The sequence below is a fragment of the sulfur-oxidizing endosymbiont of Gigantopelta aegis genome, from assembly GCF_016097415.1.
Classification (GTDB): Bacteria; Pseudomonadota; Gammaproteobacteria; order GRL18; family GRL18; genus GRL18.
On the sequence record NZ_JAEHGE010000006.1, the window covers coordinates 18,842 to 33,376 of the forward strand.

Below are 14,535 nucleotides of genomic sequence, written 5' to 3' on the forward strand. Positions count from 1 at the left end.
TAGCAAAATCAGATTAATAGGCGGTGGCACTATCATTACTAATAATCATATCGATTGAATTTCATGTAAAAAACATAAGTGATAATATTATACAAATACCTGCTATATTTATTTAATTGCTCTACTTAAACAAATATTGTTTCAGCCGGTTCTTTACTTTACCTACGACAAACAAAAGTAGTGAAAAAGAAATACCATTATCTCTGGCTGCTTTTATAATTTCTTTATTTTGTGTATAAATATTGCTCAAAGAATGGTTTGAAACACCACCCATGCGCATTTTCACCCATGTCCGTGGAATATAATGACTACGAATTTTATATTTTTCTAAAAAACGTAGCATGATTTCAATGTCATTACCCATTTTATAGCTCAGTGAAAACAGACCATATTGCTCATATATGCTTTTTTTAACATAAAATGTTGGATGAGGAGGCGCCCAACCTTGAGAGAATAATCCTGGAACAAATTCTGAAGATCTCCAGAAGCGAATAATTTTATTTAAATTTACTGGATCCACATACTCTAAATCAGCATAACAGGCATCCACATCTTTGCTCAACAAGTTTTTTGCCACTTGAGAAATAACGTCCGGTGATACCAAGACATCATCAGCATTGATAAAACCGATAACATCACCTGTTGCAAGGCGAATTCCCTTGTTCATGGCATCATAAATACCCGAATCCGGTTCTGAAAGACTATGACTAATTGTTGTAGCATATCTTTTCACGATAGACATTGTTTCATCTGTCGATTTTCCATCAACAACAATATATTCCAAATTATTATAATCTTGAACTGCGACCGATTCAAATGTCGCTTCGATGGTATTCTGACTATTATAGCAAACAGTTATCAGTGAAATTCTCAAAATAAAGCCTTAGTATAATAAATATCTTTAGTTTACTATTTTTCCAGTAGTTTTAGAAATTTCTGCACCACCTCATCCCAACTCGCAGGAAGTTTAGCCAATGCAATCGACCAATCCGGTTGCCATCCAGTTGCTAATTTACATCTTAATAAAACAAGTGCTTTTATCGCTGACACAGGGTCATCAGGATCAAAGTAAATTGCCTGCTCTCCGCAAACACAATGTGCATAATCTAAGTCTGCACAAACAATTGGCAGACCACAAATCATTGCTTCAATTAAAGGTAATCCATAACTTTCAGTTAAGGAGGGGAAAAAAAGTGCATCCACAGACTGATAATACTCACCACATGCCTGACTAGATAGTCTCCCCAAATTATTGACCCACATTGGAAAATGTCTTTTTTCCTCATATTTAAGTGTAATACACATTTCATTAATCAGTTGACTCGATTCCTCAAAGTTTTCCATGTCATTCAGAATCTTATGATTTTTATGAGGGTAGCCTGCTGCCGGATAAAAAAGTGCTTGATTACCCACAAAGCTCCGCCATATTTCGATAACTATACTATAATTATACTATAATTATACTATAATTATACTATAATTAAAGTATAGATTATGTGTGGAGTAGAATGATGTCAAAAAATAAAATTCAGTTTCAAGAAGGTTATAGTTTATTTGAGCTTTTTAATGATTATGGCACTGACAAACAGTGCCGACAAGCCTTATTTAAATGGAAATTTCCTGATGGATTTGTTTGCCCAGAGTGTGGCAATAAGACTTATTGCACTCTAGAACATCGCCATCTTTATCAGTGCCACCATTGTCATCATCAGACATCAGCAACCTGTGGGACAATATTTGATAGTACCAAACTGCCTTTATCTAAGTGGTTTTTAGCGATTCATCTTATGACTCAATTGAAGACAGCGGTTTCAGCATTAGAATTAAAGAGACAGCTTAAGGTAAGCTACAATACAGCCTGGAGTATGAAACAAAAGATCATGCAGGTTATGAAAGAACGTGATGACAGTAAACCTTTATCAGGCATCATTCAAATTGATGATGCCTACTGGGGTGGTGAGCACAGAGGCGGCTCCAGAGGTCGTGGTTCAGAAAATAAAACACCGTTCGTTGCAGCCGTTTCTACTAATGAAGATGGACACCCGATTGCAATGAATTTAAATGTGCTTAAAGGGTTTAAATCCAGTGAAATAAAACGATGGGCACAAACTCATTTAACACCTGGAAGTACTGTTTACTCAGATGGGTTAAATTGTTTTCCTGCGGTTAAAGAAGCTGACTGTAAGCATGTTCCAATCGTCACGGGTGGTGGTGCGGCAAGTGTTGATAAAATTGAGTTTATCTGGGTTAACACTATGATAGGTAATATTAAAAACTCTATGAAGGGAAGCTATCATTCCATTAACTCAAAACATTTACCTCGGTATCTTGCTGAATTTTGTTATCGGTTTAATAGACGCTTTAACTTAAAAGACATGATGCCAAGGTTTTTATGCGTGGCGATGAAAACGCCACCTATGAATGGAAAGCTCCTAAAAATGGCGGAGCTTTATGGGTAATCAAGAAAAAGTGTTAATTTTGTATGTTTATTATAGTTAAATGGCTTATCCCAATTTTTGGCATGTAAAAAGTCATTATCGGGAGCAGGTTGGGGAATAACGACAATTCTATCTCTTAACTCAGGGTAACTCTGCTCTAATTGCTCTTTCATCACAATAGTCTGAACAATCATTTTTCTAACAAATTTTAAGTTATAACGAAATAGTAAACGTAATATTTTAAACTTGAAAGTCATGCCGGTATTTTTATTAATGTGAGGACGGATAAGATTTGGCTGGTGAAACAAAACGACCTGATTTTGATAATTTCGCAAAGGAATATCACCTAAAACAATTAACTGCTCTGTACCAGGAAAATAAAAATGAGGAAAAAGACATTCAAATAACCTAGAGAGAGAGTTAGGCAGTACACGTCTCAGAGTTACTGTTGAAACCTTAAGACGATGACAATAAGGCAATTGCTCAGGGCAGGCGACCAGCATTTCATGCGAGTTTATTTTTGTTATCGCATTAATAAAAGCGCCCACAACTTGAATGGCTCCCAACCCCGTGACATTACTCGCATGAACCAACAACTTAACATTAGCGGTATTCTTTTTTGACTTCATTAAACATACTCAGATAAATATATTTCAATTCATATTTTTTTTATTGTATTTAAATAACTATTCACTTGTTCCGTAAAGCGTTTATCAAAATCAACGAGTGAAACGCTTTTATGCAATTTCTTATAGTTTTCCAATTCAGAGATGTCCTGCAATGCTTTTTTTAAACTGTCTTTGCTACTTGTATCGACTATCAAACCGCCTTTACAGGCAACTAATAAATCAGCTATACAACCAACTTGATTTGAAAGAATCACAGGCAAACCATAAAAGAGCGCCTCTTCAACGACTAAGCCCCATGGTTCACTATGCGAAAGCAATAGGAGTACATCATGCTGTAAATAAATCTTCTGAATTTCATCATTAGGTATATTAGCAATAAATTTAACATTATTGCCAGCAATTTCCTTCAACTTCTCTTCCAAGGGACCATGGCCTAGAATGGTAAGATAAAAGTCTGGGAAATTTTTAAAAGCATTTATTAAGAAAAATAGATTTTTTTCGACGGACAAACGGCCAACATATAAAAACCGGCCATTAAAATGATTGTCAATTTTTTCAAGACCATTTTTGTTAATTAAACCCACACCTCCCGTAACAATAACATTTCCAGAAAAGTTTAGTGCTTCAAGCAATTGTTTATGTCCGATTCCAGAAACAAAAGCGATTGACAATCGAGAAACAAAAAAACGTTTGATATAACCTTTTATTCCAGAAGGCGTACTATCATGTATTGACGACTCAACCACAACAGCATTTTTCTTCTTTCGATTCGTTAAGATAGTCAACCAATATTCCTGAGCGTCCCAACCGCCCACCACTACTTTAAAGTAGTTAATTGACCTCATCAGTTTTAAAAGCTTAAAACCATTTAAAAACCAATTGCGTTGTTCATAGGCATGTTGGTCAATGATTTTGTAATCGAACAGCATTTCACCGTTAAAAAAATCAGCCTGACGAACCTTCGAACCAGCACTTAAAAAAATTACGTAAATATTGCATTTTTTGGCGAGCTCATTATACAAATTAAGCTTGTAAAATGAGGGGATATTAGTAATAAATAAAAAATCATACATAGGATGTAAACTTTAAGTTAATTATTCAGAAATTTGAAACAGGTATTTTTTTATATAATATTTAAACAAAATCCATTGTTTAATCATGGCCAATATAATAATTGGCGCTACTTGATGATGACGTTTTATGGCATCATATTCATCATAAATTTCCAATATTCTACCGCTCCCAACCCCACCGGCTTTCCAATTTGAAATGATAATATTTTTACTAATCAACTTGGGAAAATTACTGTAATATCGAAGCAAATGCTCATAGTCCATACAAAAACGATTGTTTACATCAAATAAGCCATATTGTTCAAATAATTTTTTATGGGTAAAAAGTCCCTGATGTGGTAGTGACATTTTAAAAAGAAGGCTGCTTTTTTTAAAGCTTCTTAGATTCAACTCATAAGTGCAACACTATTTGGTTGTATTTGTGATATTTGCTGGTTTATCGCTGGCTCATGAAATTCCCGGGGTGGCCGAGCGTAGCGATGGCCACCCCGGGAATTTCATGAGCCAGCGACGCGCCTGACGGCGCTACTAAAAAAATCATAAGTACAGCAATGATTTGCTCGAAAAAATGGCCAATTGCTTGTAAAATCGGCCATTTTCTCCTGCAAGAGTAAAGTGACTTATACAGTGGACCCCATTGTCAAGACAGCTTTCTCAAATATTAAGATATAATTCTGTTGGTTATTTATAGTATTAGTCTTATCCACATATCCACAGGTCTGCCAGTAGTCCAGAGACGCTTGCGATATATCTCAGGGCTACTGGCTTGGCCTGTGGATATGTGGACAAGGCGGTTGCCAGTAAAGTTGATTATCCTCTCATCATGCTGCCCGTTTTAAGTCTGGAACAACTTCTTTCATCACGCCATAGATCTCTGCAGGCGTTTTTCCACCGTGTGTACTGTGTGGTCGTTCATGGTTGTAAAACTCAAAATATTCCTTTAATGAGCTCTTTAGCTCATCAATACTTTGGTAATCCTTGAGGTAAATTTCCTCATATTTTACACTTCGCCAGAGTCGTTCAATCATAATGTTATCCATTGCTCTGCCTTTGCCGTCCATGCTGATTTTTATATCATTGGCCTTTAGAACACCTGTAAATGCTCTGCTAGTATATTGAGCACCTTGATCCGTATTGAAGATTTCTGGCTTTCCATATCGTCGCAGTGCTGTTTCCAGACTACTGTTTCCATGCAGACTACTGATACAAAAGCTTTCTTCCATGCTGGTTGACACTTCCCAGGACAGCACCAAAACGGCTATCTCCAGTCCATAACAGCACTTAGGTAGACAAATCCATGTGGCATCCGTAAATACGTGATATCTGTGCACCAAACCTGGTTATTCACCCCTATTAATATCAATTCCTTTGAGCAAATATGGATAGAGGTTATTTACTTTGCAAGGCTTGCTGGTATTGGGACAAATAATTTTGGTGCCACTAAAAACCAATCCCATTGATATGATCCGACAATATTTTTCTATGACTATCAGAGGCATATTGGCTACCTCGGTCAGTATGCCAAAGCAATCCATCCATTGGTTTACGCTTCCATATGGCCATCAGTAAAGCATCATTGACTAGCTTGGCTTTCATTCGCTCATCCATCGACCAGCCAACAATTTGCCTAGAGAATAAGTCAATGACAACCGCTAAATATAACCAGCCTTCCTTGGTGGCAATATAGGTAATATCACCCACATAGTAGCGATCAGGTTGAGAGACAGTAAACTCTCTTTCCAGTAAATTTGGAGATATACGCTTATTATGCTTGGAATTAGTCGTCGCTTTAAAGCGTCTCTTCGTTTTACAAAACAAACCGGCTTTTTTCATTAATCGACCAATTCTCCGGCGGCTTATATGAACGCCTTTTTCAGCCAGTTTTCTTTTAAGACGACGGGTTCCATAAGTCTTGCGACTGTCTTCAAACAGTTTTTTTAGCTGCTCAGTAAGCGCTTCATTTTCTTTCTCTCTATCCGTTTTAGGAGAGCTAACCCAATCATAATAGCAACTACGGGAAACATCCATAAAACGGCACAGAATCGTTACCGGGTAATCTTTAGCCTGATCAGTTATCCATGCGTACTTCACAAAGTTTCCCTTGCAAAGTACGCTGTGGCCTTTTTAATAAATCACGCTCCTGAATCACTTTTGCCAATTCTTTTTTCAGACGTTTTACTTCATCATAAATGTGTTCATCACTTCTATTGGCTACCGTCTTCACCGGTTTGGAATATTTACTGATCCAGGTATGTAGAGTATTTACATTAACACCTAGCTCCCTGGCAGTCTGAGAAACGGGTTGATCCGTCTCATTAGCTAATTTGACAGCTGATTCTTTAAATTCTGATGTATAGCTTTTATTCGGTTTTTTTGTTTGATCATTCATTTTAGGTCACACTTTTTATCTTTTAGTTATTTTAAGTTGTGTGTCCGGTTAAGTATAGCCACATTAATACAGTGATCGGTAAACCTAAAAACCGCAGTAGCCCCTGCAATGACATAAAATCCTGCAAAAAATTTCTTTTAGCTGAACGGTTTTGTCTAGGCTGGAGCAGGTAGCTTAATTTGTCGTGATTTATCTGAAACCAGTTCAAATTTTTCCATCGCTTTCTCTAAAATATAGCCCCAACACTCATCTAAAGTTAACTGCGGAGCAATTGCTTTAAGTTGTTTAAAAAACTGATTTAAGCCAATATGCATCTGATAGTCATAGAAAAATATTGTCGGATCATAACATAATTCAGTCTATGAGCCGCAAAGGAAATTGCTGGGACAATGCTGTATCAGAGAGCTTCTTTCATAGTTTGAAAACTGAATTGACGCACCATTGTCGATTCAAAACCAGAGTAGAAGCAAAGCAGGCAATATTTGAATATATTGAGGTATTTTATAATCGGGAGCGACTTCATTCGGCTAATGATTATTTGTCACCAGTCGATTATGAAATACAGCAGGAAATAGCTTAAATCGATTGATTGAAGAGGGTAAAGGCGACATAAATGCCGCCCATTACCGTTGACGGCCATCGGCTCCTCAGCCTGTGCCGTGAAGATATTGTAACAGGATCATTACCGTTAATACCTTGGGTGAATGGAACGGCTCTATCGTTCCAGAGGGCAAAGCCCTTTCTCTTCATCTGTTTAAAGTTAACATGAGAAACTAAAATGATAGGAAATACAAAATGACAAAAATCACTTGAAACAGCCAAAAAATATTTAGAAAACTGTCCGGAAAAGTGTTGACACATCACAATGGCTTTATCTGACTACGCTGACTCAAGAGTTTATTATGTGCACTTTCAGCGTGGTTTCAAAAAGCGTGGCCGCCCTATAAATATTTATTGGACAGACTTTTAAATGCTTTTATGCTATATTGTAGTTCCTGAATTAATGTAACCACTCAATGAGCGACATGATAAAGAACTGAACTGGGTACATACTCAGATTTGGGAACTATTTTATGATCTCAAACAATATAAACTTGAGCCAGATGATCCGTTGAAGTCAGCGATTGCTGAACATTTTGATGAATTGTGCCGGACTAAAACAAGCTTTTCGAGAATATGTTATTAAGCGTAAAATTAGTGGTAGTACACGCTCAAAGGATGGGCAACTTTGCAGAGATACCTTTGTCAGTTTAAAGAAAACTTGTTTGAAACAAGGAATTTCATTCTGGGATTTTATTAATGACCGGATCAGCAAGAGAAATTTGATCCCATATCTGCCTGAGTTGCTGAAAGGTAAAGTTTGTGCTGTTTAAATGCACAGACTTATTGAGAAGTTACAGAAATTGCTTCTATCTTATTGTTTTACATTAATTTTAACCTAATTAAAAGTATTTTTTAAATACGATGAAAAATAAGCTTATTATTCGGAAAGTCATGTTTTATAGCAATTATTCTCCTAACAGGGCAAAATCCCTCAATACATAGACAAATATAACCATGATACGTGGAAAATTTCGCTTAATAGCGTTTATTTTTACACATTTGATTAGATAAAAAACGAAAGACTACAAAGTGTGCTAACTGAAAAACTAAAAAAAACCATACAAGATGCTTATTCCAAAGTTCTGGAAAGCAAAGGAATAAAAGCCCGTTATGGACAACGGCTAATGATTGCGGATATTGCTCGAACCTTGGGCAATATTGATCAAGAGAATATTGATCAAGAGAATACCGAACAAACTAATATTTGCACGCTTGAAGCTGGGACAGGAACAGGCAAAACCATTGCTTATTTGGTTTCTGCCCTACCCATTGCCAAAGAAAACAAAAAGAAACTCATCATTTCTACCGCTACGATTGCCTTACAGGAACAAATACTGCTCAAAGATTTACCTGATATCCATCGCCATAGCGGTTTAAATTTTTCCTTTACCCTTGCCAAGGGACGCAAACGTTATGTTTGCCATTATAAATTAGAAAACTTCATCGCCCATCGGGATCAGCCTGAACTGGGGCTGGATATGCCCTCCAATGAAAGCCTGCTAAATAATAAAGATGATATGCAACTCTATGAAGCCTTACATCAGGCATGGAAGAAAAACAATGGGATGGCGAAATCGACAGTTGGGATGATTTTATTGGTCAGAGTAGTTGGCTACCCCTAACATCCGACCAACACCAATGCAGTGGCAAGCGTTGCTCTATTATAATGAATGTGTCTATTTCAAAGCCCGTGAATCCGTGTTTAAGGTCGATTGCATTATTGCCAATCATGATCTAGTGCTCAGTGACTTGAATATGGGTGGCGGCTATATTTTGCCACCGCCCAATGAATGCATTTACATTTTTGATGAGGGTCATCATTTACCGCTTAAAGCGATTAATCATTTCAGCTATTCATTTCATATCAATAGTAGTCTTAAATGGTTGGAGCAAGTCAACGCAACACTGAATAACTTTGCCTCATTGGCTAAGCCGCCAGCACAAATTCAACAAATCATTACAAATTTTCCTGAACTGGCTAAAGAGATAAGCACTGAGCTTAACCATCTGGATAGCATCACACGGCAATTCAAATTTCCTGAAAACCGATTCTCTGGGTCAAGCTCCTCAGCGCAAGCAGGCAATAATCAAAAGGAAATCTTACGATTTGAGTTCGGGCAAATTCCCGATATATTGAAAGAGCAATGTCAGCAGCTTTTAAAACAGTTTGATAAACTTTCTTCACAATTAATGCATATCAATAAAGTATTAAAGGACAGTCTGGAAGGCGAAATAACCGGTCTCAAAAGTGAAATAGCAGAACAATGGATGCCCGCACTAGCACCTATGGAGGGACGCGCCACAGCGGCCATGGATTTGTTCGAGTTTTTCACTAAGGCCGACAAACAAGGTATGCCCCCAATGCTCGATGGTTACAAAAAAAATGAAGCATCCTCTAACACCCGTAACGAACTGCTGGGCATAGAATTATCTTGTAGCCCTATTCTTGCTGCCAATACGCTGGAACAAATCCTCTGGTCACAATGTTATGGCGCGGTAGTCACCAGTGCGACAATAGCAGCACTGGGGAATTTTGATCGGTATATCTTAAACTCCGGTGTACCGGGTTTCTTTAATATCTTACCCAGCCCTTTTAATTATCAGGAAAATGTCGAATTTATTGTCCCTGCAATGCGTAGCGATGCGACTCAATATCAGGCACATACCGATGAGGTGGTTGAATTATTAACTCAGATCATCGATCCCAATAAGGGCACCTTGGTCTTATTTGCCTCCAAAAACAAATGAGTGATGTGGAATACGAGTTATTGCGCAGTGATGACATCTGGAAAAAATTACTACTTACCCAGGGACAAAGAAATAAACAAGTGATTATCAATGATCACAAGAAACAAATTGACAAGGGTCATGGTAGCGTTATTCTTGGCCTCAATAGCTTTGCCGAAGGTATCGACCTCCCCGGGGAATATTGCGAACATGTTATCATAGCCAAACTCCCCTTTTCAGTTCCTAACAATCCCGTTGATGCTTCTTTAACCGAGTGGATTGAATCTCAAGGCCGCAATGCCTTTATGGAAATTGCTGTGCCTGATGCATCCATAAAACTAGTACAAGCCTGTGGTCGTTTGATCAGAAAAGAAACCGACTCAGGAAAAATCACCCTTTTGGACAAACGCGTAATCACAAAATTTTACGGTAAGAAAATTCTTAGTGCCCTGCCTCCTTATAAAATGCGCTTAAACGAAGTGATTGATTAAATGTATGGTAATGAAGTGTAAATATAATATGCGCTTGAAGTAAATCGCTCATTAAATTATCATCGAATAGACTATTTGCTCTTATTAGTAGTAATTATCCTAAAATAATCAGTTGAATCGTAGCGAGAGCGACTTAGGTTCTGAAGATTAAGGGTTTTACAGGTTATTTTGGCTTTATTCGTAGTCACCCTACGGGTGAAGTCAAAATGTTCTGGAAAATCCTTAAGATTCAGTACATAAGGCGGTCGCAGTAGGTTCAACTGATTTTTTTAGGATTATACCCCAAGGATAAAATATGCCTAATGTGGCTACACTTAACCGGACACACAACTTAAAATAACTAAAAGATAAAAAGTGTGACCTAAAATGAATGATCAAACAAAAAAACCGAATAAAAGCTATACATCAGAATTTAAAGAATCAGCTGTCAAATTAGCTAATGAGACGGATCAACCTGTTTCTCAGACTGCCAGGGAGCTAGGTGTTAATGTAAATACTCTACATACCTGGATCAGTAAATATTCCAAACCGGTGAAGACGGTAGCCAATAGAAGTGATGAACACATTTATGATGAAGTAAAACGTCTGAAAAAAGAATTGGCAAAAGTGATTCAGGAGCGTGATTTATTAAAAAGGCCACAGCGTACTTTGCAAGGGAAACTTTGTGAAGTACGCATGGATAACTGATCAGGCTAAAGATTACCCGGTAACGATTCTGTGCCGTTTTATGGATGTTTCCCGTAGTTGCTATTATGATTGGGTTAGCTCTCCTAAAACGGATAGAGAGAAAGAAAATGAAGCGCTTACTGAGCAGCTAAAAAACTGTTTGAAGACAGTCGCAAGACTTATGGAACCCGTCGTCTTAAAAGAAAACTGGCTGAAAAAGGCGTTCATATAAGCCGCCGGAGAATTGGTCGATTAATGAAAAAGCCGGTTTGTTTTGTAAAACGAAGAGACGCTTTAAAGCGACGACTAATTCCAAGCATAATAAGCGTATATCTCCAAATTTACTGGAAAGAGAGTTTGCTGTCTCTCAACCTGATCGCTACTATGTGGGTGATATTACCTATATTGCCACCAAGGAAGGCTGGTTATATTTAGCGGTTGTCATTGACTTATTCTCTAGGCAAATTGTTGGCTGGTCGATGGATGAGCGAATGAAAGCCTTTAAGCTAGTCAATGATGCTTTACTGATGGCCATATGGAAGCGTAAACCAATGGATGGATTGCTTTGGCTTCTTTCATAGTTTGAAAACTGAATTGACGCACCACGCACCATACTGACCGAGGTAGCCAATATGCCTCTGATAGTCATAGAAAAATATTGTCGGATCATAACATAATTCAGTCTATGAGCCGCAAAGGAAATTGCTGGGACAATGCTGTATCAGAGAGCTTCTTTCATAGTTTGAAAACTGAATTGACGCACCATTGTCGATTCAAAACCAGAGTAGAAGCAAAGCAGGCAATATTTGAATATATTGAGGTATTTTATAATCGGGAGCGACTTCATTCGGCTAATGATTATTTGTCACCAGTCGATTATGAAATACAGCAGGAAATAGCTTAAATCGATTGATTGAAGAGGGGTAAAAGGCGACATAAATGCCGCCCATTACCGTTGACGGCCATCGGCTCCTCAGCCTGTGCCGTGAAGATATTGTAACAGGATCATTACCGTTGTGAAAATACCTTGGGTGAATGGAACGGCTCTATCGTTCCAGAGGGCAAAGCCCTTTCTCTTCATCTGTTTAAAGTTAACATGAGAAACTAAAATGATAGGAAATACAAAATGACAAAAATCACTTGAAACAGCCAAAAAAATATTTAGAAAACTGTCCGGAAAAGTGTTGACACATCAGCCTATTGAAAGTCCATCAGAAACAGCACAGGACAGCAATATACCAAAGGATGTACAAAAAGACTCTCAGCATTTTGAAACAGTAATCATCGGCACTGGATTTTCAGGTTTACTCGCGGCTATCCGTTTACAAAAAAAGCATTTCAATGACTTTGTCTTATTAGAACGAAGTTCTGATATCGGTGGAACCTGGCGGGACAACTCCTATCCGGGTGCCGAAGTAGACATTCCAACGAGCTTATATTCTATTTCCTTTGTGCCTTATAAATTCAAAAAAACATATTCACCACAGAGTGAATTGCTTGAATATACCAACTATATCATCAATAAATTTGATATTAGAAAGCACACAAAAACAAACCAAACCGTCACAAAACTTACATATAATGAAGATACTTTTTTATGGCATGTAGAGGTTGGGTCAGGAGAACACTATACCGCTCGGTTTATTATTGATACCAGTGGTGTGTTAGCCAATCCACATATTCCTGAAATTAACGGGGCTGATACTTTTCAAGGCGCTAAATTCCACACTGCGCGATGGGATCACAACATACCTTATGAAGGAAAACGTGTTGCAGTGATTGGGTCTGGATGTTCCGCAGCTCAGGTCGTTCCAGCCATTGCCAGTAAGGTTGAGCAATTAACATTATTTATGGGCAAGGCTCAATGGATCATTCCACGTTCAGACCGCAACTATAGTTCCACCGAGCGTTTCATTCGTAATCTTCCTGGAATACGGCATATTATTCGTTTTGCAATCTTTAGTTATCATGAAATCAGATTTCTTGCCTTTCGTCGCTATCCAATCACGACAAATCTCAGTAAATTCATTAAAAGTATTTATAGAAAGGTACTCAAGAAGAATCTTGAAAAATACATTGATGATGACAAGATACGCCAACATATGATGCCTGATTATGAATTGGGCAGCAGGCGAGTCATTCCGACAAATATTTATCTCCCGGCCCTTTCCCGAGACAATGTGACTGTTAATATCAGTGGCATAGAAGCGATTACACCAACAGGCATTAAAACCAAAGACGGTAAAGAAATACCTTTAGACATCATCGTCTATGCCACAGGCTTTTATGCTTATTCAAATATGAAAAAAGCACTCTCATTTCAGGTCTATGGTCTCGATGGTCGAAACCTCAATAGTGAATGGGAAACAGATCTGGTCTCTTATAAGGGCATCATGGTTTCAGGCTATCCTAATTATTTTAAAGTAAATGGACCTAATACCGGTACCGGTCATAGTTCACAATTATGCTATATGGAAGCAATGACCCATTATACCGTTAAGGCAATTGAGGCAATAAAAAGCGATACCAGCATCAAAGCCATCGACGTTAAACAGAACCTTCAGGATGAGTACGTTAAAAAAATGAGACAAACGATGCAATTGACCGTTTGGCAAAATAGTACTTGTACGGCTTTTTATAGAAAAAATATGACAGGTGATGTCACCAGCCTATCACCTGAATCTGTGGTCAACTTTATCTTTACCCGTAAATGGTTTCACTTAAGTGATTATAATTTATTAAAGTGAAATAAAACCATGTAATAAAACCTTAAAATATGCCAATTTATCTTTACATTTGTAGGATGTGGTGAGTATAACGAACCACATCAAAGGCGTATATTTAAAGCCATTGATGCAGTTCGTTATACTCACCACATCCTACATCTGAAGTGTAAACAAGGTTTAATATGTGCCCTTTGTGAACAGTCTGATAATTTCAAGGTAAATATTAATCATTCAGGGAATTGAAATGAGCAATAAGAAAGTAGGTATTACTACAGCCATAACTGCCATAATAATTATGGCCTTTTTAATCATTTATTTGGCCAAGCCCTGCGATGGGGACTATAAGTTTAGCCTAAAAGAAATGTCATTTGAGTGTTCTCTAGCAACAATAAACCCTGACCCAACCCCAGGCCCAAGTTCAGGTTCAAGTTCAGGTTCAGGTGATATCACAACAACGCCAGATGATTCTAATAACTCAGATAAAATTATCCATGCCTGTATCAATAATAAAATTGCCAGTCTAGAAGCAAAAACACGCCAAGAAGTTGTTAGTTTGGGTGTGGCCGCAGGTCTTGGCAAATATTTTGCTTGCAAAACTGTCACCGTTAACAAAGAAAAATTAGCGCAAGGTCCAAAGTCTAATGAATATTTATCCGGCTCCCCTGAGTGTTCACTGGTTTCTGCCGAAGTTGAAGATAGAGCAAAAGTCATAGAGTGCGGTACGAAAAATGGTAAGCCTTTTATTAAAATTGAAGTAAAAGGTAAAGGCTGTGAATATTCAAATAAAGCAACA

Annotated in this window: 13 protein-coding genes and 4 pseudogenes; 9 read left to right on the plus strand and 8 right to left on the minus strand. The window is 37.7% G+C overall.

From position 1 onward, the window contains the following. Nucleotides 1–121 precede the first annotated feature (121 nt). Both JEU79_RS25405 and JEU79_RS25410 read right to left on the minus strand, forming a co-directional pair. The gene (locus JEU79_RS25405) at nt 122–874 is read right to left on the minus strand and encodes a glycosyltransferase family 2 protein (RefSeq protein WP_198266705.1); all 753 of its coding nucleotides are present in this window, start codon (nt 872–874) and stop codon (nt 122–124) included. Nucleotides 875–909: 35 nt separating this feature from the next. After that, nucleotides 910–1,413, minus strand: coding sequence for a glycosyltransferase (locus JEU79_RS25410; RefSeq protein WP_198266706.1), 504 nt, complete (start codon nt 1,411–1,413; stop codon nt 910–912). A gap of 98 nt (nt 1,414–1,511) precedes the next feature. Between JEU79_RS25410 and JEU79_RS25415 the strand changes: the two genes are divergently transcribed. Next, a complete protein-coding gene (locus JEU79_RS25415) occupies nt 1,512–2,459 on the plus strand; it encodes an IS1595 family transposase (protein ID WP_198262526.1) in 948 nt (315 codons plus the stop codon). Here the strand turns inward: JEU79_RS25415 and JEU79_RS25420 are convergent. The 6 genes and pseudogenes from JEU79_RS25420 to JEU79_RS25450 all read right to left on the minus strand — a co-directional run bounded on the left by JEU79_RS25420 (nt 2,450) and on the right by JEU79_RS25450 (nt 6,843). Next, the gene (locus tag JEU79_RS25420; protein ID WP_198266707.1) at nt 2,450–3,067 is read right to left on the minus strand and encodes a glycosyltransferase family protein; all 618 of its coding nucleotides are present in this window, start codon (nt 3,065–3,067) and stop codon (nt 2,450–2,452) included. The genes JEU79_RS25415 and JEU79_RS25420 overlap by 10 nt on opposite strands. A gap of 29 nt (nt 3,068–3,096) precedes the next feature. Further along, a complete protein-coding gene (locus JEU79_RS25425; protein WP_214660682.1) occupies nt 3,097–4,140 on the minus strand; it encodes a glycosyltransferase in 1,044 nt (347 codons plus the stop codon). A 21-nt stretch (nt 4,141–4,161) separates the two neighbouring features. Beyond that, the gene (locus tag JEU79_RS25430; protein WP_198266709.1) at nt 4,162–4,488 is read right to left on the minus strand and encodes a glycosyltransferase family protein; all 327 of its coding nucleotides are present in this window, start codon (nt 4,486–4,488) and stop codon (nt 4,162–4,164) included. Between the two features lie 473 nt (nt 4,489–4,961). Next, a pseudogene (locus JEU79_RS25435) lies at nt 4,962–5,561 on the minus strand (IS3 family transposase); the annotation flags it as partial. Nucleotides 5,562–5,604: 43 nt separating this feature from the next. Further along, nucleotides 5,605–6,529, minus strand: a pseudogene (locus JEU79_RS29070) (IS3 family transposase); the annotation flags it as partial. A gap of 155 nt (nt 6,530–6,684) precedes the next feature. After that, nucleotides 6,685–6,843, minus strand: a complete 159-nt coding sequence (locus JEU79_RS25450) for a hypothetical protein (RefSeq protein WP_198266712.1) — start codon at nt 6,841–6,843, stop codon at nt 6,685–6,687. Between JEU79_RS25450 and JEU79_RS25455 the strand changes: the two are divergent. The 8 genes and pseudogenes from JEU79_RS25455 to JEU79_RS25490 all read left to right on the plus strand — a co-directional run. Then, a pseudogene (locus tag JEU79_RS25455) lies at nt 6,831–7,109 on the plus strand (IS3 family transposase); the annotation flags it as partial. The gene JEU79_RS25450 and the pseudogene JEU79_RS25455 overlap by 13 nt on opposite strands. A 559-nt stretch (nt 7,110–7,668) precedes the next feature. Continuing rightward, nucleotides 7,669–7,902, plus strand: a complete 234-nt coding sequence (locus tag JEU79_RS25460; RefSeq protein ID WP_198266714.1) for a hypothetical protein — start codon at nt 7,669–7,671, stop codon at nt 7,900–7,902. 261 nt (nt 7,903–8,163) lie between these two features. Then, complete coding sequence (locus JEU79_RS25465; protein WP_198266715.1) at nt 8,164–8,754, plus strand: DEAD/DEAH box helicase; 591 nt, start codon at nt 8,164–8,166, stop codon at nt 8,752–8,754. Nucleotides 8,755–8,770: 16 nt separating this feature from the next. Next, on the plus strand, nt 8,771–9,880 hold the full coding sequence (locus JEU79_RS25470; protein WP_214660683.1) for an ATP-dependent DNA helicase DinG: 1,110 nt from the start codon (nt 8,771–8,773) through the stop codon (nt 9,878–9,880). Next, entirely contained in the window at nt 9,877–10,350 is a 474-nt protein-coding gene (locus JEU79_RS25475) for a helicase C-terminal domain-containing protein (protein WP_198266717.1), read from the plus strand. The genes JEU79_RS25470 and JEU79_RS25475 overlap by 4 nt, the downstream gene beginning before the upstream one ends. Nucleotides 10,351–10,716: 366 nt before the next feature. Beyond that, nucleotides 10,717–11,920 (plus strand): annotated as a pseudogene (locus JEU79_RS25480) (IS3 family transposase). Nucleotides 11,921–12,197: 277 nt separating this feature from the next. Further along, a complete protein-coding gene (locus JEU79_RS25485; protein WP_246540722.1) occupies nt 12,198–13,763 on the plus strand; it encodes a flavin-containing monooxygenase in 1,566 nt (521 codons plus the stop codon). Between the two features lie 223 nt (nt 13,764–13,986). After that, the coding region (locus JEU79_RS25490; RefSeq protein ID WP_198266718.1) for a hypothetical protein at nt 13,987–14,535 on the plus strand (549 nt) is incomplete at its 3' end.

What these genes read in the sequence shown, in the direction of transcription:
- JEU79_RS25450 (WP_198266712.1), bottom strand. Translation starts at nt 6,843, where the DNA reads ATGCATATTGGCTTAAATCAGTTTTTTAAACAACTTAAAGCAATTGCT.
- JEU79_RS25425 (WP_214660682.1), bottom strand. Translation starts at nt 4,140, where the DNA reads ATGTATGATTTTTTATTTATTACTAATATCCCCTCATTTTACAAGCTT.
- JEU79_RS25415 (WP_198262526.1), top strand. Translation starts at nt 1,512, where the DNA reads ATGTCAAAAAATAAAATTCAGTTTCAAGAAGGTTATAGTTTATTTGAG.
- JEU79_RS25475 (WP_198266717.1), top strand. Translation starts at nt 9,877, where the DNA reads ATGAGTGATGTGGAATACGAGTTATTGCGCAGTGATGACATCTGGAAA.
- JEU79_RS25430 (WP_198266709.1), bottom strand. Translation starts at nt 4,488, where the DNA reads ATGTCACTACCACATCAGGGACTTTTTACCCATAAAAAATTATTTGAA.
- JEU79_RS25460 (WP_198266714.1), top strand. Translation starts at nt 7,669, where the DNA reads ATGAATTGTGCCGGACTAAAACAAGCTTTTCGAGAATATGTTATTAAG.
- JEU79_RS25420 (WP_198266707.1), bottom strand. Translation starts at nt 3,067, where the DNA reads ATGAAGTCAAAAAAGAATACCGCTAATGTTAAGTTGTTGGTTCATGCG.
- JEU79_RS25470 (WP_214660683.1), top strand. Translation starts at nt 8,771, where the DNA reads ATGCAGTGGCAAGCGTTGCTCTATTATAATGAATGTGTCTATTTCAAA.